Origin of the sequence: Pseudomonas sp. (assembly GCF_035512415.1) — a bacterium.
In the GTDB taxonomy this organism is placed as follows: domain Bacteria; phylum Pseudomonadota; class Gammaproteobacteria; order Pseudomonadales; family Pseudomonadaceae; genus Aquipseudomonas.
This window is the reverse complement of the sequence record NZ_DATKDZ010000013.1, coordinates 97,422-121,763: the sequence shown is the minus strand read 5'-3', so window position 1 is coordinate 121,763 and position 24,342 is coordinate 97,422. Positions and strand designations below refer to the sequence as shown.

Below are 24,342 nucleotides of genomic sequence, written 5' to 3'. Positions count from 1 at the left end.
CCTAGTCCCATGCCCGCGAAACGCATCGCGGGCATGGCGGAGTGCCGCCCAGCCGCTCCTACAGGTACCTACAAGCCGAAAGACGCAATTTCCCCCAGTTTGCTGCGCGACAGCGCGGCGTCTGGACGACGAGGGATCTCCTACAAGAGCTGCGACAGCTTTAGCGGCCAACCTCGACACTTTCCAGCTTGCGCCACAGCAGGCGCACCGAGGCCTTGCGCACCAGGGCGCAGCGGTACAGGCGAATTTCCAGGGGCGTCTGCCACTGTTCGTCGCCGCAGATCACCAGTTCGCCACGGCTTAGTTCGGCGGTGACCGACAGCCGCGGCACCCAGGCCACGCCCATGCCCTGCAGGGCCATGCTCTTCAGGCTGTCGGCCATCGCCGTTTCGTACACCGTGGTCGAACGTAGCCCGCGCTGGCGCAGCAGCAGGTTGACCGAGCGCCCGAGAAAGGCCCCGGCGCTGTAGGCCAACAGCGGCACACTCTGGCCGCTATTAAGGTCGAACAGCGGCGCGCCATCTTCGCCCACCGCGCACACCGGCAGCATTTCGGTGCGGCCCAGGTGCAGCGAGGGGAAGATTTCCGGGTCCATCTGCAGCGCGGCATCGGGGTCGTAATAGGCCAGGATCAGGTCGCAGCCGCCCTCGCGCAGCGAGTGCACCGCCTCGCCGACATTGGTCGCCACCAGCCGGGTATTCAGCGGCAGGCCTTCGCGGCGCAGCCTGGCAATCCATTCGGGGAAGAAGCCCAGGGTCAGCGAGTGGGCGGCGGCGATCTGCATCACCTCGCCCTGCTGGCCCTCGACGTTATGCAGATGGCGCACCACCTCGCCAAGCTGTTCGACCATGCTGCGCGCCGTGACCAGAAACAGCTGGCCCGACTCGGTCAGCTCCACCGGGGTGCAGGCGCGGTTGACCAGGGTCAGGCCGAGCATGTTTTCCAGGCTGCGAATCCGTCGGCTAAAGGCCGGCTGGGTGACGAAGCGCTTCTGCGCCGCCTGGGAGAAGCTGCGGGTGGCGGCCAGGGCGACAAAATCTTCCAGCCATTTGGTTTCCAGGTTCATCCCAGGCTCCCGATGATTTTTGCAATGCGTAGGGTGGGTTAGCGCCGTCGTATACAGGTCTATATCCCACATGCGCTTGGGGCGCGGCGCGTAACCCACCAGACGGTCGGCCGTGTTGCGCCGGTGGTGGGTTACGCCGCATCTCAAGTGGCGTGGTGTGTGGCAATGGCGGCAAGCGGCTAACCCACCCTACTACTCCCACATATACGCTGTACGTCAGGACGCAGCCGGACGTCACACCAACATTATGCCGATTGTGCATGACCCAGCGTTTAACAGCATTAGCCAGCATCGGGCCAGGAGCCCTAACCTACGGGGCATCGCGGCATATGCCGCATTTCCCGAGATAATACTCATCATGTCCGCTGCTGCATCCTTCCGCGTCGAAAAAGACCTGCTTGGCACCCTCGAAGTTCCGGCCGAGGCCTACTACGGCATCCAGACCCTGCGCGCCGTGCACAACTTCCGCCTGTCCGGCGTGCCCCTGGCTCATTACCCGAAACTGGTGACCGCCCTGGCCATGGTCAAGCAGGCGGCAGCAGACGCCAACCGCGAACTGGGCCACCTGCCCGCGGCCAAGCATGCAGCCATCAGCGAAGCCTGTGCACGCATCGTGCGCGGCGACTTCCACGAGCAGTTCGTGGTCGACATGATCCAGGGCGGGGCCGGCACCTCGACCAATATGAACGCCAACGAGGTGATCGCCAATATCGCCCTGGAGGCCATGGGTCACGCCAAGGGCGAGTACCAGTACCTGCACCCGAACAACGACGTGAACATGGCGCAGTCGACCAACGACGCCTACCCCACCGCCATCCGTCTCGGCCTGCTGCTCGGCCACGACAGCCTGCTGGCCAGCCTCGACAGCCTGATCGGCGCGTTCGCGGCCAAGGGCGAAGAGTTCGCCCATGTACTGAAGATGGGCCGCACCCAACTGCAGGACGCCGTGCCCATGACCCTCGGTCAGGAATTCCGCGCCTTCGCCACCACCCTCGGCGAAGATCTGGCGCGCCTGCGCAGCCTGGCCCCGGAGCTGCTCACCGAGGTCAACCTGGGCGGCACCGCCATCGGCACCGGGATCAACGCCGACCCGGGCTACCAGCAACTGGCAGTCGACCGTCTCGCCGCCATCAGCGGCCAGCCCCTGGTACCGGCCGCCGACCTGATCGAAGCGACCAGCGACATGGGTGCCTTTGTACTGTTCTCCGGCATGCTCAAGCGCACCGCGGTCAAACTGTCGAAGATCTGCAACGACCTGCGCCTGCTCTCCAGCGGCCCGCGCACCGGCATCAATGAAATCAACCTGCCGGCGCGCCAGCCAGGCAGCTCGATCATGCCTGGCAAGGTCAACCCGGTAATCCCCGAGGCGGTCAACCAGGTGGCCTTCGAGATCATCGGCAACGACCTGGCCCTGACCATCGCCGCCGAAGGCGGCCAGCTGCAGCTCAACGTGATGGAGCCGCTGATCGCCTACAAGATCTTCGACTCGATCCGTCTGCTGCAGCGCGCCATGGACATGCTGCGCGAACATTGCGTGGTCGGCATCACCGCCAACGAGGCGCATTGCCGGGCGCTGATGGAAAACTCCATCGGCCTGATCACCGCCCTCAACCCCTATATCGGCTACGAGAACGCCACCCGCATCGCCAAACTGGCCCTGGACAGCGGCCGCGGTGTGCTGGAACTGGTACGCGAGGAAAACCTGCTGGATGACGCCACCCTGGCCGACATCCTGCGGCCCGAAAACATGATCGCGCCGCGCCTGGTGCCCCTCATAGCCTGATAACCGAGTTATACCCCGCGCCGCCACTTTGTGCGGCGCGGTGCTTTCCACTCTCGCCGACCGGGCGACACCACTCACGGCTGCGTCAGACAGCTGTTTTTACAACAACAATTCGGGTGATAAACATGAGTCAGAGCACGACCTCTTCCCTAGGCTTTCTGCGGCGCATGCCGCTGTGGCAGCAGATTCTGATCGGCCTCGGCCTTGGCGTACTCACTGGCGTGCTGTTCAAGGCCGACGCCCTGGTGCTGGCCCCCATCGGCGCGCTGTTTCTCAATGCGATCAAGATGCTGATCGTGCCGCTGGTATTTGTCTCCCTGGTGGCCGGTATCACCGCCATGAGCGACAGCGCCAAACTCGGCCGCATCAGCGTCAAGACCATCGCCATCTACCTGGTCACCACCGCCTTTGCGGTGAGCATCGGCCTGCTGTTCGGTGCCCTGTTCACCCCAGGTGAAGGCATGAACATGGTCGCCAGCGCCGCGCAGGAAACCAAGCAGGCCCCTTCGCTGGTGCAGATTCTGGTCGGCCTGGTGCCGAGCAATCCGGTCGCCGCCTTCGCCGAAGGCAATATCCTGCAGATCATCGTGTTCGCCATCGCCCTGGGCGTGAGCATGAACCTGATCGGCGAAAAGGCCGCGCCAGCAGTCAAGCTGTTCGACAGCCTGGCCGAGGTGTTCTACAAGCTCACCGACCTGGTAATGCGCTGCGCACCGATTGGTGTATTTGCGCTGATCGCCGGCGTGGTGGCCTCCCACGGCATCGAAGTGCTGCTGCCGCTGGCCGGAGTCATCGGGGTGATCTACCTCGCCAGCATCACCCATATGCTGCTGGTCTATGGCGGCCTGCTGGCCGTGCTGGCGCGGCTTAGCCCGCTGCGTTTCTTCAAGGGCGCGGCCCCGGCACTGGCCGTGGCCTTCAGCACCTCAAGCAGCGCCGGCACCCTGCCGGTGTCGATTGAGTGCGCGCGCAAGAACCTCGGCGTGTCCCAGGGCGTGGCCGGCTTCGTGCTGCCGGTGGGGGCCACCATCAATATGGACGGCACCGCCATCTACCAGGGCGTGCTGGCGCTGTTTATCGCCCAGGCCTTCGGCGTTGACCTGAATGCCGGCCAGTACCTGATGATCATCCTCACTGCCACCCTGGCCTCGATTGGCACCGCCGGCGTACCCGGTGCCGGGCTGATCATGCTCGGCCTGGTGCTGACCTCGGTCGGCCTGCCGCTGGAAGGCGTGGCGCTGATCGCCGGTATTGACCGCATCCTCGACATGGCGCGCACCACGGTGAACGTCGCCGGCGACCTGATGACCACCACTCTGGTGGGCAGCAGCGAGAAGGAACTGGATCGCGAGATCTACAACAGCGACAACGCGCAATAACGCGGCGCTGATCACGGGCAACACCCCGCACAAGGATGTGCGGGGCTTCTGCGCCAACCCGGCGCAGCGGCACCGCCGGCAGGACCCGGCAGCCAACGAGATACCCATCGGTATCCAGGGCAATAAAAACAACCACACAGGGTGAACCCATGAACGCATTCGACCCCGATTGTCTCTCTCCGCCAAACAGCAGGCGATCCCCGCTGTCTTAGGAGCCTGTCGGACTTAACGCTGTTCTACTGCGGAAAAGCCGGCCTCGGCCATTTTTGCTGCTCTTTCTCGTTAAATAGCTCGCTATTCTCCTCGAAAGACCAACAAAACTGACTCGAGCCGGACTTTCCCTCGCTACGAACGGTCAAGCCCAACAGGCTCCTGTTCCTGACAGCCCGTTCAGTCGGCTCGGCGGCGGACCCTCCTGCGACGGTTTATGGCATGCCATTAGCCCTCGCGGATTTTCTGTGTCGGCGCACAACCCTCGCCACCGACCGACTGCACAGGCTCCAGGCACACGGAGCACCCGTGCCGTCCGCCAGCGTCGCCCTATCGGGTGGCGCTGCGGCGTCATCACTATTAATCCCGATAAATACAAGTAAAGGGAGAGACCCCATGCTCGATATTCTCAATGATCTGATCTGGAGCAAGCTGCTGATCGTGATGCTGATCGGCCTTGGTCTGTACTTCACCATCGCCTCGCGTTTCGTCCAGTTTCGTTACTTCGGCAGCATGTTCCGCATCTTCAGTGAGGCCTTCAAGCACCAGCCCGGCCAACTCAGCTCGTTTCAGGCATTGATGCTTTCCGTGGCCGGTCGCGTGGGTGCCGGCAATATCGCCGGTGTCTCAGTGGCGATCATGCTCGGCGGCCCTGGCGCGATCTTCTGGATGTGGGTCGTAGCACTGGTCGGCATGGCCACCAGCTACTTTGAGTGCTCCCTGGCCCAGCTGTACAAGCGCCGCGAAACCGATGGCACCTACCGTGGCGGCCCAGCCTTTTATATTCAGCACGGCCTCGGCCAGCGCTGGTTGGGTATCGTGGTTTCGATCCTGCTGCTGGTGACCTTCGGCTTCGGCTTCAACGCCGTGCAGTCCTACACCGTGGCCAGCTCGATGCATGACACCTTCGGCGTGCCGACCTATATCAGCGGCCTGATCCTGACCGTGGTGATCGGCCTGATCATCTTCGGCGGCATCAAGCGCATCGCCAAATTCTCCGAAATCCTGGTGCCGGTGATGGCCTTCTCCTATATCGCCATGGCGCTGGTGGTGATCGGCCTGAACCTGGGCGAAGTACCGGCCGTGTTCGCGCTGATCGTCAAGAGCGCCTTCGGTCTGGAACCGGCCTTTGCCGGCGGCATCGGCGCGGCCATCATCATGGGCGTCAAGCGCGGCCTGTTCTCCAACGAAGCCGGCCTGGGTAGCGCACCCAACGTCGCCGCCGTAGCCGAGGTCAAGCACCCGGTGGCTCAGGGCATCGTGCAATCGCTCAGCGTGTTTATCGACACCATGATCCTGTGCAGCTGCACCGCGTTGATCATCCTGCTCTCCGGCGTCTACCAGCCGGGTATGGATGTGTCCGGCGTGATCCTGACCCAGACCGCCATGGCCAGCGTAGTTGGCGAGTGGGGCCGGGTGTTCGTCAGCGTCGCCCTGCTGCTGTTCGTCTTCACCACCCTGATCTATAACTACTATCTGGGTGAAAACGCCCTGGGCTTCTTCAGCCAGAAACGCGGCCCGGTGATGGTCTACCGCGTGCTGGTGGTGGCGCTGGTACTCTGGGGCTCGGTGCAGGATCTGGGCACGGTGTTCGCCTTTGCCGACGTGACCATGGGCCTGCTGGCCATCTGCAACCTGATCGCTTTGGTGCTGCTGTTCAAGGTCGGCCTGCGCCTGATGCGCGACTACGACAGCCAGATCAAGGCCGGTGTCGAGTCGCCGGTTCTGGACGCGAAGAACTTCGCCGACCTGGACCTGGACCCAGCCGCCTGGTCAAGCACTGCGCCAGGTAGCACGGCCAACGGCCATGCGGAAATCGGCAATACGCTGCATCAGCGTTAAGCCCCGACGCCCGGCCTAGAGCCGGGCGTTTTTATTTGGGCTCTATACCGTTAACTGTTGCGCGATTGTCCGGCTTACGCCGATTAGTCCCCTCGCCCCTCCGGGGAGAGGGTTAGGGTGAGGGGAGCATTTGCCGCGGAGCCGCGCCTTCTACAAGAGATCGCGCATACAACAGTTAACGGGGACATAGTTTTTATCTTGGGCCCACGGCCATCGGCGCGCGCGGCCCTCTTTTATCGGAGTGCCAGACCATGCGCCGCCCTTTATTCGCTGCCCTGCTGTTCTGCCTGCTGCTCAGCCCCCTGAGCCAGGCCGCGTTGCCGCCCGGTTACAAGATGGTGCTACTGACCGAGAATTTCCCGCCCTTCAATATGGCCAGCAACGGCAAGAACTTCGCCCGCGACGCCAATATCCAGGGCCTCAGTGCCGATATCGTGCGCGAGATGTTCAAGCGTGCCGGCATCGACTACAGCCTGACGTTGCGCTTCCCCTGGGACCGCATCTACCAGCAGGCCATGAGCAAACCCAACCACGGCCTGTTCTCCACCTCTCTGAGCGAGGCGCGCAAGCCGCTGTTCAAGTGGGTGGGACCCATCGCCCAGTACCAGAGCGTGCTGGTCGGCCGTAAGGGCAGCCACCCGCAACTGACCACTCTGGAACAGGCCAAGGCCTACCGCATCGGTGCCTACCAGAGCGCGGCGGTCAGCCAGCATCTGGAGCGTCTGGGCTTTACCCCACAGAACGCCCTGCGCGACCAGGAAAATATCCGCAAGCTGCAACGCGGACAGATCGACCTGTGGGCCACCTCCGACCCGGTCTGGCGCTTCTATGCCAAAGAGCAGGGCGTTGACGACCTGGAAACCCTGCTCAGCTTCGAAACCTCGCAGCTGTACCTGGCGCTGAACAAGGACACCCCCGACGAAGTGGTCGAACGCCTGCAGGCAGCCCTGGAACAGATGCGCAGCGAAGGCTACGGCAGCTGCGCGAAAAACCCCGAGCTGTGCTGAATGCCGTTCACCTAAGACAAATACCGCGCTGCCCTTACCAGGCAAGCGGTATTTGTCCGGGGTTTGAGCCCGTAGGATGGGTGGGGCCGCCCAGGTGGTAACCCATCAGCCAATTGATGGGTTACCACCCATCCTACGCCGCGGCTAAAGCCGCCAGGCCCTGCGCAGTGCCAGCAGGGCCTCGGTGATCTGCGCCTCCGGCACCGCAGCAAAACCCAGTACCAGCCCGGCGCGCTGATCTTCCGGCGTGCTGCTGTCGGGCAGCCAGTAACTGCTTAGCGCACTTATCTCCACGCCAACCTGGGCGGCGGCGCTGATCAACTCGCGCTCGCGGGCCAGGCTGTTCACCCGCACGCACAGATGCAGCCCAGCCTCCACCACCGGCAGCGGCGCGCAGCCCGGCACCAACTCAGGCCAGCCGGTCAACAGCGCATCCCGCCGCGCGCGGGCCGCACTGCGCATACGGCGGATATGCCGCTGGAAGTGCCCGGCGGCGATAAATTCGGCCATCACCGCCTGGGTGCCGATTTCCGAATGGCGCATATCCAGGGCGCGGCGGCGGGCGAAGGCTTCGGCCAGGGCTGGTGGCAGTACCAGATAACCCAGACGCAGCGCCGGAAAGGTGATCTTGCAGAAGGTGCCGACATACAGCACCCGTCCCTGACGGTCGAGGGCGGCCAGCGGGGCCAGGGGCGTGCCGCTGTAGCGGTACTCGCCGTCGTAATCGTCCTCGATAATCAGGCCGTCATTGCGCTCGGCCCATTCCAATAACTGCAGCCGCCGCGCCAAGGACAGGGTGACGCCGGTCGGGTACTGGTGCGACGGCGTCAGGTAAACCAGCCGACAGCCTTCGATCTGCTCCAGCGCGGCAGTGTCCAAGCCTTCGTTATCCACCGCCACCCCATACAGCTGCGCCCCGGCTATCGCCAGCGCATGCCCGGCGGCGCGGTAGCCGGGGTTCTCCACGGCCACCCGCGCGCCGGGGGTAACCAGCAACTGCGCGCACAGGCTGATGGCCTGCTGCGCGCCATTGGTCACCACGATCTGCACCGGGTCGCAGTGCAGGCCACGGCTGTTGCGCAGGTAGGCAGCGATCAGCTCGCGCAATTGCAGGTCGCCGGCCGGGTCGCCATAGCCCAGCCGCGCCGGCGACGGTTTGCGCCAGAAGCGCGCGGACAAGCGCGCCCAGGTCTCGAAGGGGAACAGATCAAAGGCCGGTACGCCGACCCGAAACGCCCGTGGCGCGCCGCTTAATGGCGGATTCAGATGATGGCTCTGCAACAGCTGCAGAGCCGCACTCTGCGGGCTGACGGACGGCTGCGTCGAGGCCGTTGGAGTCGGCCGCGCCGCGCCACTTAACTCGGCGACATAAGTGCCGGCACCGATGCGCCCCTCGATATAACCCTCGGCATACAGCTGATCGAAGGCGCGAGTCACGGTGTTACGCGAGACGCCCAACAGGCTTGCCAGGTCGCGACTGGCCGGCAGGCGCGTGCGGCGTTGCAGGCGTCCATCGAGGATGCGTTCGCGCAGGGCCTGATACAGCTGACGCGCCAGGCCCTGCTGTGGATCGAGGCGGATGCCGGACAAATCGACCGGTAGCGGCGGAGCGGACGGGGCAGGCATGGCGATTGGCTCCATAGAAGTCACAGAAAGTGGATCTTACAACAGACCAATATTCTGCCTAGCATGGCTCCATCGCGCTCGCAGGCTGTTGAAAAACTACCTGCGTTGCCATTGCGGCGTTAAAAACAGGCCGGGACACGGCGTCTCAAAATGCTCATTTACAGCTCGTAAACTCCGCTTTTTCGCCTGTTTTTGCCTTGCACTGGCTGCCTCGCCAACGTTTTTCAACGGCCTGCTAGGAGCCCGCCCATGTACACGCCCGCCGCCTTTCGCCAGGACGACCTCGCCACGCTGCACCAGCAGATGCGCGCAACACGCCTGCCTACGCTGGTCAGCCACGGCACCCAGGGTTTGCTCGCCAGTCATCTGCCGCTGCTGCTGGAGGCCGACGAAGGCCCCTACGGCACGCTGTACGGCCACTTCGCCCGGGCCAACCCGCAATGGCGCGATTTGGCCGAAGGCAGCCCGGCGCTGGTGATTTTCCAAGGCCCTGAGGCTTATATCAGCCCGGCCTGGTACGCGGCCAAGGCCGAGCACGGCAAGGTGGTACCGACCTGGAACTACATCAGCGTGCAGGCCCATGGCCGCGCCGAGGTGTTCGATGACGCCGAGCGTCTGCTGCAACTGGTCAGCCGCCTCAGCACGCTGCACGAAGCCGAGCGCCCGCAACCCTGGGCAGTCAGCGATGCACCGCGCGACTACATCGACAGCATGCTGCGCGCCATCGTCGGTTTCGCCCTGCCCATCGAGCGCCTGGAGGGCAAATGGAAGCTCGGGCAGAACCGCAGCCAGGCCGACCAGACAGGTGTGCGCGAAGGCCTGCAAGCCAGCCATGACCCACGCGACCGCGAACTGGCCGCACGAATAAACGACAGTCACTAACCCAAGGAAGAACCATGTCTATCGAAATCCGCCCCGCCAGCACTGCCGATCACGCCGCCTGGTTGCCGCTGTGGCAGGGCTATCTGGACTTCTACCAGGCCGAGATCGCCGCCGAGGTCAGCACCATCACCTGGCAGCGCTTTCTCGACCCGGCCGAACCCATGCATGCCGCACTGGCCTGGCAGGATGGGCGCGCCGTGGGCCTGGTGCATTTTATCTACCACCGCTCCTGCTGGACGGTGGGCGATTACTGTTACCTGCAGGATCTGTTCGTCGCCGATGGCCTGCGTGGCGATGGCATCGGCCGCCTGCTGATCGAGCACGTCTACGCCCAGGCCCGCGCCGCCGGTGCATCGCGAGTGCACTGGCTGACCCAGGAAAGCAACAGCAACGCCAGGCAGCTGTACGACCGCATCGCCGACCGCTCCGGCTTTATCCAATACAGGAAGCTCTTCTGATGACCACCGACCTCGCCCACTGGCAGCCGCGCCCGACGCCCGACCGGCGTGCGCTGCATGGCTGCTTCGTGCACCTGGCACCACTCGACCTGGCGCGCCACGGCGACGATCTATGGGCCGCGCTGCAGGGCCCCGATAGCGACCCGGCTATGTGGGACTACCTGCCCTACGGCCCGTTCAGCGAGCGGGCTGCATTCGACACCTGGCTGGCCGGCAACGCCAGCAACCGCGACCCACTGTTCTACGCGGTGCTCGACAACGCCAGCGGCAAAGCCCTGGGCCTATTCAGTTACCTGCGCATCACCCCGCAGGATGGCTGCATCGAGATCGGCCATGTCGCTTTTGGCGCGCCCATGCAGCGCACACCAGGGGCCACCGAGGCGATCTATCTGCTCGCCCGGCACGCCTTCGATGACCTCGGCTACCGCCGCCTGGAATGGAAGTGCGATGCCGCCAACGCACGCTCGCTGCGCGCCGCCGAGCGCTTCGGTTTCAGTGCCGAAAGCCTGTTCCGTCAACATATGGTGCGCAAAGGTCGCAACCGCGATACCGCCTGGTTTTCCATCCTCGATAGCGAATGGCCGGCCTGCAACGTGGCCTTCTCGCGCTGGCTGGCAGCGGACAACTTCAACGTCGATGGCCAGCAGAAGCAGCGCCTGGAAGATTTAAGAAAATAGACCTGCGGCTTATTCGATCTCGAACAAGCCGTTCTGCAGCGGTGCCACTGCCAGGCGCTGGCGCACGTCGTCATCGATGCGCGGGTCGTCCGGACGGTACAGACGCACCTGGCGATAGGCGCTGATGCGGTTGATCTCTGTACCCAGGTATTCCCACACCACGCGGGTGCAGGCCGGGTTGCGCCGGTCGCCGCTGGAGACGCCGGTCTTCAGGCCATTGAGGCGGGTGATGCGGCTCTTGTAGCTGGGGATCAGGATGGTCTGACTCATCTCGTTAAGGGTCAGCGACTCGTAGTCCATCAGAAACAGCCGGTCCTGCAGCTGGAACGCGGCCCCCAGGTAGCGGCAGCGCACCCAGTCCTCGGCCTGCACGTCGGTGCTGGCGGAACGCTCCTGGCGCTCCTGGCGCTCGAACAGAAAGTCGCCGTCCTCCTCCCATAGGTGTACCAGCGACAACAGCACCGTACCCGGCACCGACATGCAGTTGGAGTACTCGAAGTAGTAACCGCAGTAGCGCGACAGATTGCCGGCATGGGCGCGCAGCGGCTTGAGCAGCTCCATCAGCGGGTCGCTGCGGCTGCCCGCCGTCTGGCCCGGCGCACGCGCGCCGATCAGGTCAGCGAACTGCTCGGCCGGCAAGCTCAGCTCGTACTCCTCGACCCCGAAAAAGTCGCAGATGCGCTTGAGGTTGTAAGCGGTGGGCCGGCTCTGCCCGCCAAGGTAGCGGTTGAACTGGGCGCGGTTGATCGACAGCTTGCGGCACACCTCGGCAATCGAGCGGTAGTGGCTGCACAGCAGCTTGAGGTTGTTGCCGAAGTGATCGGACATATGGCGGGGCCTGATGATGCGAGTGACGCGATTCTAGCATCAACTCGCGCCAAGTCGCCGCGACCTGCGAAATTGCACGACGAACGCGTCTGCTCAACCATTCGACCCCCGCATTTTTCCCAACCAGAACAACAAGAGAGACTCGCCTGCCATGCTCGATATTCTCAATGACCTGATCTGGAGCAAGTTGCTGATCGTGATGCTGATCGGCCTTGGTCTGTACTTCACCATCGCCTCGCGTTTCGTCCAGTTCCGCTACTTCGGCAGCATGTTCCGCATCTTCGGTGAGGCCTTCCAGCGCCAGCCCGGCCAGCTCAGCTCGTTCCAGGCGCTGATGCTCTCGGTGGCCGGTCGCGTCGGTGCCGGCAACATCGCCGGTGTCTCGGTAGCGATCATGCTCGGTGGCCCCGGCGCGATCTTCTGGATGTGGGTCGTAGCACTGGTCGGCATGGCCACCAGCTACTTCGAATGCTCCCTGGCGCAGCTGTACAAGCGCCGCGAAGCCGACGGCAGCTACCGTGGTGGCCCGGCCTTCTACATCCAGCATGGCCTCGGCCAGCGCTGGCTGGGCATCGTGGTTTCGATCCTGCTGCTGGTGACCTTCGGCTTCGGCTTCAACGCCGTGCAGTCCTACACTGTGGCCAGCTCGCTGCATGACACCTTCGGCCTGCCGACCTATATCAGCGGCCTAATCCTGACCGTGGTGATCGGCCTGATCATCTTCGGCGGCATCAAGCGCATCGCTAAATTCGCCGACGTGCTGGTACCGGTGATGGCCTTCTCCTATATCGCCATGGCCATTTTCGTGATCGGCAGCAATATCGACGCCATCCCGGCCACCCTGACGCTGATCTTCAAGAGCGCCTTCGGTCTGGAGCCTGCCTTCGCTGGCGGCATCGGCGCGGCAATCATCATGGGCGTCAAGCGCGGCCTGTTCTCCAACGAAGCCGGTCTGGGTAGCGCACCCAACGTCGCTGCCGTGGCCCAGGTCAAGCACCCGGTGGCTCAGGGCATCGTGCAATCGCTCAGCGTATTTATCGACACCATGATCCTGTGCAGCTGCACCGCGCTGATCATCCTGCTGTCGGGCGTGTATCAGCCGGGCACCGAAATGGCCGGCGTGGTACTGACTCAGACCGCCGTGGCCAGCGTGGTTGGCGAGTGGGGCCGGGTGTTCGTCAGCGTCGCCCTGCTGCTGTTCGTCTTCACCACCCTGATCTACAACTACTACTTGGGTGAAAACGCCCTGGGCTTCTTCAGCCAGAAACGCGGCCCGGTAGTGGTCTACCGCGTATTGGTGGTGGCTCTGGTACTCTGGGGCTCGGTGCAAGATCTGGGCACGGTGTTCGCCTTCGCCGACGTGACCATGGGCCTGCTGGCCATCTGCAACCTGATCGCCCTGGCCCTGCTGTTCAAAGTCGGTCTGCGCCTGATGCGCGACTACGACAGCCAGATCAAGGCCGGTGTCGAGTCGCCGGTACTGGACGCGAAAAACTTCGCTGATCTGGACCTGGACCCAGCCGTCTGGTCAAACTCTGCGCCAGCTGCCAAGGCCAGCAACCATGCGGAAATCGGCAACGCGGTGCATCAGCGCTAAGTCGCTGTAACAGCTGTGACAAACAGGGGGCTTAGCCCCCTGTTTGCTTATAAGAACAATGAAAAAACGGAGAACCCCTATGGGTTGTAAAAAACTCCTGGTGCTTTATACCGGCGGCACCATCGGCATGCAGATGAGCGCCGAGGGCCTGGCCCCGGCGTCCGGCTTCGAAGCGCGCCTGCGCGCTCAGCAGGGCCGCGAAGCCCAGCCACTGCCTGAGTGGATCTTCCGCGAGCTGCTGCCGCCCATCGACAGCGCCAATATGAACCAGAGCAACTGGCTGGCGATGGTCGCGGCGATTCGCGCTGGCATCGAACAGGATGGTTGCGATGGCGTGCTGCTGCTGCACGGCACCGATACCCTGGCCTACAGCGCCGCCGCCCTGAGCTTTCTGCTGCTCGGTCTGCCCGCCCCGGTGATCCTCAGCGGCTCCATGCTGCCCGCCGGTGCCGAGGGCAGCGATGCCTGGGGCAATCTGTTCGGGGCCATGGGCGCGCTGCAGGCTGGCGTCGCCCCAGGCGTGCACCTGTATTTCAACGGCACGCTGATGCATGGCGCGCGGGTCAGCAAACTGCGCAGCGATGCCTTCGACGCCTTCAGCGTACTGCCGCGCCAGCGCCAGAGCGCGCGGGCCGAGAGCATCCCGGCCAGCATCGACTATCGCCAGCCGCGTCAGCCGGTCAATCTGGCCGTGCTGCCGTTTTACCCGGGTATCCAGGCAAGCCACCTGTGCGCACTGCTCGACAGCGGCGTGCAGGGCCTGCTGCTGGAATGCTACGGCAGCGGCACCGGCCCTGCGGACGACGCCGAGTTGCTCGGCGTACTCAAGGCTGCGCATGATCGTGGCGTGGTGCTGGCCGCCATCAGCCAGAGCCCCCACGGCCATGTCGAATTTGGCGTCTATGCGGCGGGCAGCCAGTTGGCCGCCACCGGGCTGGTTTCCGCCGGCGGCATGACCCGCGAAGCCGCCTTGGGCAAGCTGTTCGCCCTGCTCGGCGCAGGCCTCTCGCAGGCGCAAGTGGAGCACTGGTTTGCCCTGGATCTGTGCGGTGAACGGGCCGAATAAATAGCTGCCGGGTGGCGGGCAAATCGCTATAGTCGCGCCCCGGCGCGGCCCGCCCGCCAACCCACAGAAAATTCAGCCACCCGACTTACAAGGACGTACCTGCATGTCGTCGCTTCGCCTCGCTACTTTCCTGCTGCTCGCTCTGGCCATCACTGGCTGCTCCACCAAGGCCTACTTCAAGTTGCCGGAGCACAGCACCATCAGCATCAACCAACGCGCCGAGCAGCACCCGCAAGGCCTGGTGAAGGTGCGCCCGTTCTTCTGGAGCCGCGCCGCGGGCGTGCCCTATCGGCTGACCAGTGTCACCGGCGAAACCCTGTCCGAAGGCAAGCTGCGCACGCGCTTTCGCGTGATGTCGATCTTCTGGCCGCCCTACAGCATCATCTACTGGCCCATGAGCTTCGGTCAGCGCTGCTACGACCTGAGCAGCCACCTGCCGGCCGAATGCTCGCGTGAAGACCTGGTCACCCTGATCAAGGACTATCGCGCCACACGCTGACGGAGTGGAGTGAATGGGGGCAAACGGGGTCAAACCATCTACCCTGTTTGCAACGCCTATCACCCAGCTCGCAATTCCGAGGAGGTTGCCGCCATGCCTATTCGCATTCCCGTCGAGATCCGTCCGATCAGCGCCGCCGATCACGCCGCCTGGCTACCCCTGTGGCAGGGCTATCAGCGCTTCTATATGACCGAGATCGCCGCGCCCATCAGCGATATCACCTGGCAGCGCTTCCTCGACCCCGCCGAACCTATGCACGCCGCCCTGGCCTGGCACAACGGCCAGGCCATCGGCCTGGTGCACTGGATCTACCACCGCTCGACCTGGACCACCGGCGACTACTGCTACCTGCAGGACCTGTTTATTGCCAAGGACATCCGCAGCAGCGGTGCCGGCCGCCAGCTGATCGAGCATGTCTACCAGGCGGCTCAGGCCCACGGCTGCGCGCGCACCTACTGGCTGACCCACGAGAGCAACAGCCGCGCCATGCTGCTGTATGAACGCATCGCCGAGCGTTCGGGGTTTGTTCAGTACCGCAAACTGTTCTGACCTTCTGGTCAGAAAGTCCGACCCACAGTCTTGCCGCGGGCACATTACGGCGTTATCTTTTGCGCCACGCCCGGCCACCTGCGCCGGCGCGTACCTGGATCAGCAGACAGGGTAAACACTGAGCTGGCTAACCTGAACCCACCTTCAGAGGAGCCAATTCAATGGCTGCTACCCGTATCTGGATCAAGAACCCCCTCGCCATCTTCACCGCCAACACCCTCGACGCCGCCGGCGGCCTGGTGATTGAAAACGGCGTGATCAGCGAACTGCTCAAGGCCGGTCAACAACCGTCCCAGCCCTGCGAGCAGAGCTTCGATGCCCGCGAGCATGTGGTGCTGCCGGGGCTGATCAACACCCATCACCACTTCTACCAGACCCTCACCCGCGCCTGGGGCCCGGTGGTCAACCAGCCGCTTTTTCCCTGGCTGCAAACCCTCTATCCGGTATGGGCACGCCTGACCCCCGAGAAGCTCGCCCTGGCCAGCAAGGTGGCCCTGGCCGAACTGCTGCTGTCCGGCTGCAGCACCGCGGCGGATCACCACTACCTGTTCCCCGGCGGCCTGGAAAATGCCATCGACGTGCAGGTCGAAGCCGTACGCGAACTGGGCATGCGCGCCATGCTCACCCGCGGCTCCATGAGCCTGGGCCAGGCCGATGGTGGCCTGCCGCCGCAGCAAACGGTGCAGCAGGGCGAAGTGATCCTGGCTGACAGCCAGCGTCTGATTCAGACCTATCACCAGCGCGGCGACGGCGCGCAGATCCAGATCGCCCTCGCGCCCTGCTCGCCCTTCTCGGTGACCCAGGAAATCATGCGCCAGAGCGCCGAACTGGCCGCGCAGCTGGACGTGCGCCTGCACACACACCTGGCGGAAACCCTCGATGAAGAAGACTTCTGCCTGCAGCGCTTCGGCCTGCGCACCGTGGATTACCTGGACAGCGTCGGCTGGCTCGGCCCGCGCACCTGGCTGGCCCACGGCATCCACTTCAACCCCGAGGAAATCACCCGCCTGGGCCAGGCCGGCACCGGCATCTGCCACTGCCCGAGCTCGAACATGCGCCTGGCCTCGGGCATCTGCCCGACCCTCGACCTAGAAGCCGCCGGCGCGCCAATCGGCCTCGGCGTCGATGGCTCGGCGTCCAACGACGCCTCCAATATGATCCTCGAAGCGCGCCAGGCCCTGTATATCCAGCGCCTGCGCTACGGCGCGGAGAAGATCACCCCGGAACGGGTGCTGGGCTGGGCTAGCAAGGGTTCGGCCAAGCTGCTGGGGCGCAGCGATATCGGCGAACTGGCGGTGGGCAAGCAGGCCGACATGGCCTTCTTCAAGCTCGACGAGTTGCGCTTCTCCGGCAGCCACGACCCGATTTCCGCGCTGCTGCTCTGCGGTGCCGACAAGGCCGACCGGATGATGATCGGCGGCCAGTGGCGGGTGATCGACGGGCAGATCGAAGGCCTGGATGTGGCCCAGCTGATCGCCGATCACCGCCAGGCGGCCAAGGAGCTGATTGCGGGGTGATGCATAGCCCGTAGCTCTCGCACGGCAAACTGGAGGCAATCGGTCTACCGGCTTGTAGGCACTTGTAGGATCGGGGGGACGCCTAGTTCCATGCCCGCGAAACCCATCGCGGCCATGGGCCGCTCCTACAAAAAAACACCATAGCCCATAAAATCAATGACATACGGGCTATTTAATAATGGCGACCATGCCCGCGTTCCATTTCGCGGGCATGGCACTGGTTCCCGCCGTTCCCACGGCGCGCTAGAACACCGACCAGCCGATCCGCTCGCTGAGCAACTCCAGGGCCTTGATTCCGGCCAGGGAGTTGCCGGCGGCGTTCAGCTCCGGCGACCACACGCAGACGCTGAAGCGCCCCGGCACCACCGCGACGATGCCGCCGCCGACGCCGCTCTTGCCCGGCAGGCCGACTCGGTAGGCGAAGTTTCCCGCCTCGTCGTAGAGGCCGCTGGTGGCCATGATCGCGTTGACCTGCTTGGTCTGGCGCGGCGTAAGGATCTGCGCACCGCTGTGCTTGCAGAAGCCCTGGTTGGCCAGAAAGCCGAAGGCCCGCGCCAGATCGACGCAGCTCATGCGCAGCGCGCAGTAGCTGAAATAGCTGCGCAGCACCGTCTCCACATCGTTATGGAAATTGCCGAAGGACTGCATCAGGTAGGCCGCCGCCGCATTGCGCGAGCGGTGCTGGTATTCCGAATCGGCCACCCGGTTGTCCACCGCCACCAGCGGATTGCCGGCCAGCCGGCGGACGAAATCGCGCAGCGACGGCACTGGCGCGGCGAAGCGCGACTGGTTGATATCGCAGATCACCAGAGCCCCGGCATTGATAAAGGGATTGCGCGGCCGGCCACGCTCGAACTCCAGCTGCACCAGGGAATTGAACGGCTGCCCGGACGGCTCATGACCCAGGCGCTGCCAGATCGCCTCGCCGGAATGCTCGATGGCCTGCACCAGGCTGAACACCTTGGAAATGCTCTGCACGGAAAACGCCGTTTCGGCATCACCGGCGCAGAACAGCTCGCCGTCATTGCTGTACACCGCAATGCCCAGCTGGTTGCCCGGCACATCGGCCAGGGCGGGGATGTAATCGGCCACCTTGCCCTGGCCGATCAGCGGGCGGACTTCATCGAGAATCTCATTCAACAGCGCTTGCATGCTCGGGCTCGCAGCAGGGCCCGGGGCCACCCCGGACGATGGCTGATAGACGCCCACGCGGCGCAGCGGATCACACTGCAATGGCTTCCCGAAGCCTGGACTCTCTGTCTACGACCCGTAGGGTGGATGACGCTTTATCCATCCACCAGACCGCGATGGTGGATGAGAAAGGCGTCATCCACCCTACACAGCTGCGCTTGCCTGGCCTACACGTGATAGTTCGCCCGTTAGAACGTGTTTACGATCTCGCGAGCTAGAGCCATACAAGGCAAAAACAGGCGAGGAAGCGGAGTTTACTGGTGTAAATGAGCATTCCGAGCCTGTTTTTAACGCAGTAGGGCCGACGCGCAGCAGATCGTAAATAGGTTCTCAGAACTTCTCCGCGCGCAGCACTTCCACCTGGGCCAAATAGCAGACCATGGCAAAGTTGGCGTAGTACTTGTCCTGCAGGTGGGTGGCGATGCGTTCGGCGACGTCCCGGGCGCAGATGATTTCCACGCGGATATTGCCCTCGGCCTCCCAGCCGGCGCTGCGTACGCCGCGGCCACCACGGCCGCGGGCGTCGGAGAGGGTCCAGCCGGGTGCGCCCAGGGTTTCCAGGTCGGCCAGCAGTTTCTTCTCCAGGGCCGCTTCGCAGATCACGGTCAGCAGGGTGCGGGTGTGTGCGTTCATCTCAAAGCCCCCAGGCGATCAGTCGTTCGGCCAGCGCCAGGTACAGCGGGATGCCGATCAGGATATTGAAGGGAAAGGTAATACCCAGCGAGGCGGTCAGTGACAGCGACGGGTTGGCCTCCGGCAATGCCAGGCGCATGGCCGCCGGCACCGCGATATAAGACGCCGAGGCGGCCAGGGTGGCGAGCATCGCCGTACCGCCCAGGCTCAGCCCCATCAAGCGCGCCAGCAGTGCGCCGACCAGCGCCCCGAGCAGCGGCATCAGCAGGGCGAAACCGAGCAGACGCAGACCGAACTGTTTCAGCGCGCCCAGCTGCCCCGAGGCGATCAGGCCCATCTCCAGCAGAAAGAACGCCAGCACCGGCTTGAACATGCTGGTGTACAGCGGCTCCAGCGGCTTGATGCCTTCCTTGCCAGCAACCGCGCCGATGATCAGGCCGCCGAGCAGCAGCATGATGCTCTTGCCGAGGAAGATCTCCCGACCCAGCTCGCGCCACTGGGTGTCCCGCGACAGCCCTTTGGCCAGCAGAATACCGACCAGGATCGCCGGAATTTCGAGGATGGCGACAAACAGCGGCATATAGCTTTCGAACTCGATGCCCTTGGCCAGCATATAGGCCACCACCACGGCGAAGGTACCGGCGCTGACCGAGCCGTAGTGGGCCGCCACCGCCGCCGCATTGACCCGATCGAAACGCAACCCGCGCAGCACGGCAAAGGCCAGCAGCGGCAAGGCCACGCCCAACCCCAGCACCAGCCCTGCCTGGCCAAGCAACTGCCAGCTGGCCTGCTCGGCCAGCTCCACCCCGCCGTGCAGACCGATGGCCAGCAGCAGAATGATCGACAGCGTCTCGTACAGCGCCGGCGGCAGCTTTAGCTCGCTTTTCAGCAGGCCAGCCGTCAGGCCGAAAACGAAAAACAGCACCACCGGATCCAGACCCACCGCACAACCCTCCCGTTATTTACCTGACCAGAGACGCTTGCCACGTCACATGGCCCACCCGCATAAAAGGTTATGCCCCCAGCGCAAGCTGTGCTGGTACCCACGCCGTAGTGCCCGCACCACCTGCGCCAGGCGCAGACAAAGCGAACACCGCGGGGCATAACCGGAAAAAGGTTATAGCGCCGTTAAACCCAGATGCCCTCTACCGCCATACACCGTCCACCCCCTCGCCCCTTTGGGGAGAGGGTTGGGGTGAGGGGGCGAGGCCTGGCTGGGCAGCACATATCCGTCGACATCCGCAGCCCCTCACCCTGCCCTCTCCCCAGCGGGGAGAGGGTTCTATCCGCGCAGTGTCGGTATTCCCTACAGACCCCTAAGGCCCTGCGAGCCCAAGGGACCTAAGCCCTTTTGCAGCGCGCCTATGCGCGCTGTCCGTAAATAAAAAAGAAGCCCCGGCAATCTGTTCGAATGCCTGTCCAACCAGCCCGGAGCTCCGAGGTTAACTTTCGATCTATCAGTACATCGCCCGGATGACCCAGCCTCTCCCGCCATACACGTTTAGCCCCCTCGCCCCCCCCGGGGGAGAGGGTTGGGGTGAGGGGGCGAGGCCCTGGCTGGATAGCGCAGTTCTGTCGACATCCGCAGCCCCTCACCCTGCCCTCTCCCCAGCGGGGAGAGGGTTCTATCCGCGCAGTGTCGGTATTCCCTACAGAACCCTAAGGCCCTGCGAGCCCAAGGGCTTAGCCCTGTTGCAACGCGCCTATGCGCGCCGTCCGTGAATAAAAAAGAAGCCCCGGCAATCTGTTCAAATGCCTGTCCAACCAGCCCGGAGCTTCAAGGTTAACTTTCGATCTATCAGCACATCGCTCGGATTACCCAGCTTCTCCCGCCAGACACGTTTAGCCCCCTCGCCCCCCGGGGGAGAGGGTTGGGGTGAGGGGACGAGGCCCTGACTGGATAGCGCATTTCTGCCTAAACCCGCTACCCCTCACCCTGCCCTCTCCCCAACGGGGAGAGGGTTCTATCCGCGTTGGTATCGCTAATTTGTGCAGGACCCTGAGGCCCTGCATGTCCATGGGACTTAAGCCCTGTTGCAACGCACCCATGCGCGCCGCCCGTGAATAAAAAAGAAGCCCCGGCAATCTGCTTAAATGCCTGTTCAACCAGCCCGGGGCTCCGAGGTTAACCTTCGATTTCGATCAGTACGTCGCCCGGGTTTACCCGGTCGCCCTTGGCCACATGCACCGCTTTTACGGTGCCGGCAATCGGGGCCTGTACTTCGGTTTCCATTTTCATCGCTTCACTGATCAGCACTGCCTGGCCGGCCTTGACCGTGTCGCCGACCTTGACCAGTACCTCGACGATATTGCCCGGCATGCTGGTGCTGACATCGCCCGGGCCACTGGCCTGTTGGCGCTTGCTGCCGGTGCCGGCAACGAAGTCGTTGAGCGGCTCGAACACCACCTCTTCCGGCATGCCATCGATGGACAGGTAGAAGTGACGCTTGCCATCGGTCTTCACGCCGACGCCGGTGATATCCACCCGGTAGCTTTCGCCGTGCACGTCGATAACGAACTCGGTCGGTACGCCACCGCCGCCCGCCGCGGCCACACCGCCGGCTTCGGGGATTGGCAGCAGGGCTTCGGCGGTCAGGCTGCCGGCGGCACGCTCTTCGAGGAACTTGCGCCCGATATCGGGGAACATGGCGTAGGTCAGCACGTCTTCTTCGGATTTCGCCAGGCTGCCGATTTCGCCGCGCAGCTTGGCCATCTCCGGCGCGATCAGATCGGCCGGGCGCACTTCGATCACGTCTTCGCTGCCAATCGCCTGCTTGCGCAACTGCTCGTCGATCTTGCCCGGGGCCAGGCCGTAACGGCCCTGCAGGTAGAGCTTCACCTCGTTGGTGATGGTCTTGTAGCGCTCGCCGGCGAGCACGTTGAACACCGCCTGGGTGCCGACGATCTGCGAGGTTGGCGTCACCAGCGGCGGGAAGCCAAGGTCCTCACGCACCCGCGGGATCTCGGCGAACACCTCGTTGATGCGGTGCAACGCGCCCTGCTCTTTGAGCTGGTTGGCCAGGTTGGACATCATCCCGCCCGGCACCTGGTTGACCTGCACCCGGGTGTCTACCGCGGTGAACTCACTTTCGAACTGGTGGTACTTCTTGCGCACGGCATAGAAGTACAGGCCGATCTCCTGAATCAGCGCCAGGTCCAGACCGGTGTCGTAATCACTGCCCTTGAGCGCCGCGACCATCGACTCGGTGCCCGGGTGGCTGGTGCCCCAGGCGAAGCTGGAGATGGCCGTGTCGATATGCTCGGCACCGGCTTCGATGCCCTTGAGCTGACACATCGCGCCCATGCCGGCGGTGTCGTGGCTGTGGATAAACACCGGCAGGTCGACCTCGGCCTTGAGCGCCGTGACCAGTTCGAAGGTGGCGTAGGGGGTGAGCAGCCCGGCCATATCCTTGACCGCCACCGAGTCGATGCCCATGGCCTGCATGGCCTTGGCCTGCTCGACGAACGCCGCGACCGTATGCACCGGGCTGGTGGTGTAGGCCAGGGTGCCCTGGGCATGTTTGCCGGCGGCCTTCACCGCCTCGATGGAGACGCGCAGGTTACGCACGTCGTTCATCGCGTCGAAGATACGGAACACGTCGATGCCGTTGACCGCCGCCTTGGCCACGAAGGCGCGCACCACATCGTCGCTATAGTGGCGATAGCCGAGCAGGTTCTGCCCGCGCAGCAGCATCTGCAGGCGGGTATTGGGCAGCGCCGCCTTGAGCTGACGCAGGCGCTCCCAGGGGTCTTCCTTGAGGAAGCGGATACAGGCGTCAAAGGTCGCCCCGCCCCAGACTTCCAGCGACCAGTAACCGACCTGATCGAGCTTGTCGCAGATCGGCAGCATGTCGTCCAGGCGCATGCGCGTGGCGATGATCGACTGGTGGGCGTCGCGCAGGATGGTGTCGGTGACAGCGATTCGTTTGGCTTGCACAGTCTTGCTCATGGGTCGATTCCTCACAGGCCGGCGTGGGCGGCAATGGCAGCGGCGATGGCCAGGGCCAGCTCTTCGGGTTTGCGCTTGACCGAGTACTGGGTCAGTTCGGGGTGGCTTTCGACAAAGCTGGTGTTGAACTGACCGCTGCGAAACTCGGGATTACGCAGAATTTCCTGGTAGTAGGCCGCGGTGGTCTTCACCCCCTGCAGGCGCATGTCGTCGAGGGCGCGCAGGCCACGGTCCAGCGCCTCTTCCCAGGTCAGCGCCCAGACCACCAGCTTCAGGCACAGCGAGTCGTAATAAGGCGGGATGGTGTAGCCGGTGTAGATCGCCGTGTCGGTGCGCACGCCCGGGCCGCCGGGGGCGTAGTAGCGGGTGATCTTGCCGAAGCTGGGGAGGAAGTTGTTCTTCGGGTCCTCGGCGTTGATGCGGAACTGCAGGGCGAAGCCGCGGTGCTGGATATCGGCCTGCTGGATCGACAATGGCAGGCCGGCGGCGATGCGGATCTGCTCACGGACGATATCGATGCCGGTGATTTCCTCGGTGATGGTGTGCTCGACCTGCACCCGGGTGTTCATCTCCATGAAATACACCTCGCCCTCGGCCAGGAGGAACTCCACGGTACCCGCGTTCTCGTAGCCCACCGCCTGGGCCGCGCGCACCGCCAGGTCACCGATATAGGCGCGCTGTTCGGGGGTCAGCTGGGGGCTGGGGGCGATCTCGATCAGCTTCTGATTGCGCCGCTGGATCGAGCAGTCGCGTTCGAACAGGTGCACGGTATTGCCGAAGCTGTCGGCGAGAATCTGCGCCTCGATATGCTTGGGATTGACGATGCACTTTTCCAGAAAGACTTCCGCGCTGCCAAAGGCCTTGGTCGCCTCGGAGATCACCCGCGGGTAGGCCTGCTCCAGCTCCTCGCGCGAGTTGCAGCGGCGGATGCCCCGACCGCCACCGCCGCTGGTGGCCTTGAGCATCACCGGATAGCCGATGCGCTCGCCTTCACGCAGGGCATGGGCCAGGTCGGTGACATTGCCCTCGGTGCCCGGGGTGACCGGCACGCCGGCCTTGATCATGCTGCGCCGCGCCTCGGTCTTGTCGCCCATACGGCGAATCACTTCGGCGCTTGGGCCGATAAACTTGACCCCACGTTCCGCGCAGATCTCCGCCAGTTCGGCGTTTTCAGAGAGAAAACCATAGCCTGGGTGCAGGGCGTCGCAGCCGGTTTCCACCGCCAGATTGACCAGCTTGCGCGGGTTCAGATAACCGGCCAGCGGGTCGGCACCGATGCCGTGGGCCTCGTCGGCGCGCTTGACGTGCAGGGCATGGCGATCGGCATCGGAATAGACGGCCACCGAGCGGATGCCCATCTCGGCGCAGGCGCGCACGATACGCACGGCAATCTCACCGCGGTTGGCTATGAGGATTTTCTTGATCACGGGCCTGGGTCCTCGATCGCGTCAGCAGGCGACCGCGGAAAGCGGTCGTCGGATGACCGCAGCTCAGTTTGCGGTCATGCAATTAAGCTACGCCCCGCCAGCGATTAACAAAAATCAGTATTTATTGGGTTAAGCATTAGCAAAGACTTATAGTCA

Annotated in this window: 20 protein-coding genes; 12 read left to right on the top strand and 8 right to left on the bottom strand. The window is 63.9% G+C overall.

The window, feature by feature from the left end:
* Positions 1 to 160: 160 nt before the first annotated feature.
* Positions 161 to 1,066, bottom strand: coding sequence for a LysR substrate-binding domain-containing protein (locus tag VMP31_RS06170; RefSeq protein WP_325505145.1), 906 nt, complete (start codon positions 1,064 to 1,066; stop codon positions 161 to 163).
* A 358-nt stretch (positions 1,067 to 1,424) separates the two neighbouring features.
* Here VMP31_RS06170 and VMP31_RS06165 point away from each other — a divergent pair, with 358 nt between their 5' ends.
* The 4 genes from VMP31_RS06165 (at position 1,425) to VMP31_RS06150 (ending at position 7,287) form a co-directional block, all read left to right on the top strand.
* Entirely contained in the window at positions 1,425 to 2,849 is a 1,425-nt protein-coding gene (locus VMP31_RS06165; RefSeq protein ID WP_325505143.1) for an aspartate ammonia-lyase, read from the top strand.
* 125 nt (positions 2,850 to 2,974) lie between these two features.
* Positions 2,975 to 4,228, top strand: a complete 1,254-nt coding sequence (locus VMP31_RS06160; protein ID WP_325505141.1) for a dicarboxylate/amino acid:cation symporter — start codon at positions 2,975 to 2,977, stop codon at positions 4,226 to 4,228.
* Between the two features lie 606 nt (positions 4,229 to 4,834).
* Positions 4,835 to 6,280 carry an alanine/glycine:cation symporter family protein gene (locus VMP31_RS06155; RefSeq protein WP_325505139.1) on the top strand — a complete coding sequence of 482 codons (1,446 nt, stop codon included), beginning with the start codon at positions 4,835 to 4,837 and terminating at the stop codon, positions 6,278 to 6,280.
* 251 nt (positions 6,281 to 6,531) lie between these two features.
* Positions 6,532 to 7,287, top strand: a complete 756-nt coding sequence (locus VMP31_RS06150) for a substrate-binding periplasmic protein (RefSeq protein ID WP_325505137.1) — start codon at positions 6,532 to 6,534, stop codon at positions 7,285 to 7,287.
* A gap of 144 nt (positions 7,288 to 7,431) precedes the next feature.
* Here VMP31_RS06150 and VMP31_RS06145 read toward each other — a convergent pair whose 3' ends face one another.
* A complete protein-coding gene (locus VMP31_RS06145) occupies positions 7,432 to 8,913 on the bottom strand; it encodes a PLP-dependent aminotransferase family protein (protein WP_325505135.1) in 1,482 nt (493 codons plus the stop codon).
* A 249-nt stretch (positions 8,914 to 9,162) separates the two neighbouring features.
* On the opposite strand from VMP31_RS06145, the gene VMP31_RS06140 reads away from it, so the two are divergent.
* The 3 genes from VMP31_RS06140 to VMP31_RS06130 are packed head-to-tail and all read left to right on the top strand — an operon-like array spanning position 9,163 to position 10,930.
* Positions 9,163 to 9,795 (top strand): FMN-binding negative transcriptional regulator, encoded by a 633-nt coding sequence (locus VMP31_RS06140; RefSeq protein WP_325505133.1) that lies wholly within the window; start codon positions 9,163 to 9,165, stop codon positions 9,793 to 9,795.
* A gap of 14 nt (positions 9,796 to 9,809) precedes the next feature.
* A complete protein-coding gene (locus tag VMP31_RS06135) occupies positions 9,810 to 10,253 on the top strand; it encodes a GNAT family N-acetyltransferase (protein WP_325505131.1) in 444 nt (147 codons plus the stop codon).
* The gene (locus VMP31_RS06130; protein WP_325505129.1) at positions 10,253 to 10,930 is read left to right on the top strand and encodes a GNAT family protein; all 678 of its coding nucleotides are present in this window, start codon (positions 10,253 to 10,255) and stop codon (positions 10,928 to 10,930) included. Before VMP31_RS06135 ends, VMP31_RS06130 begins: the two co-directional genes overlap by 1 nt.
* A gap of 9 nt (positions 10,931 to 10,939) precedes the next feature.
* On the opposite strand, the gene VMP31_RS06125 is transcribed toward VMP31_RS06130, so the two are convergent.
* Positions 10,940 to 11,758, bottom strand: coding sequence for a helix-turn-helix domain-containing protein (locus tag VMP31_RS06125; RefSeq protein ID WP_325505128.1), 819 nt, complete (start codon positions 11,756 to 11,758; stop codon positions 10,940 to 10,942).
* A 151-nt stretch (positions 11,759 to 11,909) separates the two neighbouring features.
* Here VMP31_RS06125 and VMP31_RS06120 point away from each other — a divergent pair, with 151 nt between their 5' ends.
* The 5 genes from VMP31_RS06120 to VMP31_RS06100 all read left to right on the top strand — a co-directional run bounded on the left by VMP31_RS06120 (position 11,910) and on the right by VMP31_RS06100 (position 16,986).
* Positions 11,910 to 13,355, top strand: a complete 1,446-nt coding sequence (locus tag VMP31_RS06120) for an alanine/glycine:cation symporter family protein (RefSeq protein ID WP_325505126.1) — start codon at positions 11,910 to 11,912, stop codon at positions 13,353 to 13,355.
* Positions 13,356 to 13,434: 79 nt separating this feature from the next.
* The gene (locus tag VMP31_RS06115; protein ID WP_325505124.1) at positions 13,435 to 14,421 is read left to right on the top strand and encodes an asparaginase; all 987 of its coding nucleotides are present in this window, start codon (positions 13,435 to 13,437) and stop codon (positions 14,419 to 14,421) included.
* 103 nt (positions 14,422 to 14,524) lie between these two features.
* Positions 14,525 to 14,920, top strand: coding sequence for a hypothetical protein (locus VMP31_RS06110; protein ID WP_325505122.1), 396 nt, complete (start codon positions 14,525 to 14,527; stop codon positions 14,918 to 14,920).
* Between the two features lie 93 nt (positions 14,921 to 15,013).
* On the top strand, positions 15,014 to 15,469 hold the full coding sequence (locus tag VMP31_RS06105; RefSeq protein ID WP_325505120.1) for a GNAT family N-acetyltransferase: 456 nt from the start codon (positions 15,014 to 15,016) through the stop codon (positions 15,467 to 15,469).
* A 161-nt stretch (positions 15,470 to 15,630) separates the two neighbouring features.
* Positions 15,631 to 16,986 carry an 8-oxoguanine deaminase gene (locus tag VMP31_RS06100; protein WP_325505118.1) on the top strand — a complete coding sequence of 452 codons (1,356 nt, stop codon included), beginning with the start codon at positions 15,631 to 15,633 and terminating at the stop codon, positions 16,984 to 16,986.
* A gap of 243 nt (positions 16,987 to 17,229) precedes the next feature.
* Here the strand turns inward: VMP31_RS06100 and glsB are convergent, their stop codons facing one another.
* The 5 genes from glsB to VMP31_RS06075 all read right to left on the bottom strand — a co-directional run bounded on the left by glsB (position 17,230) and on the right by VMP31_RS06075 (position 24,186).
* The gene (glsB, locus tag VMP31_RS06095; protein WP_325505116.1) at positions 17,230 to 18,138 is read right to left on the bottom strand and encodes a glutaminase B; all 909 of its coding nucleotides are present in this window, start codon (positions 18,136 to 18,138) and stop codon (positions 17,230 to 17,232) included.
* A gap of 369 nt (positions 18,139 to 18,507) precedes the next feature.
* Positions 18,508 to 18,810, bottom strand: a complete 303-nt coding sequence (locus VMP31_RS06090) for a P-II family nitrogen regulator (RefSeq protein ID WP_325505114.1) — start codon at positions 18,808 to 18,810, stop codon at positions 18,508 to 18,510.
* A 1-nt stretch (position 18,811) separates the two neighbouring features.
* Positions 18,812 to 19,753 carry a sodium-dependent bicarbonate transport family permease gene (locus tag VMP31_RS06085; protein ID WP_325505112.1) on the bottom strand — a complete coding sequence of 314 codons (942 nt, stop codon included), beginning with the start codon at positions 19,751 to 19,753 and terminating at the stop codon, positions 18,812 to 18,814.
* 1,182 nt (positions 19,754 to 20,935) lie between these two features.
* Positions 20,936 to 22,759, bottom strand: coding sequence for a sodium-extruding oxaloacetate decarboxylase subunit alpha (gene oadA, locus VMP31_RS06080; RefSeq protein WP_325505110.1), 1,824 nt, complete (start codon positions 22,757 to 22,759; stop codon positions 20,936 to 20,938).
* Positions 22,760 to 22,770: 11 nt separating this feature from the next.
* Entirely contained in the window at positions 22,771 to 24,186 is a 1,416-nt protein-coding gene (locus VMP31_RS06075) for an acetyl-CoA carboxylase biotin carboxylase subunit (RefSeq protein WP_325505108.1), read from the bottom strand.
* Positions 24,187 to 24,342 lie beyond the last annotated feature (156 nt).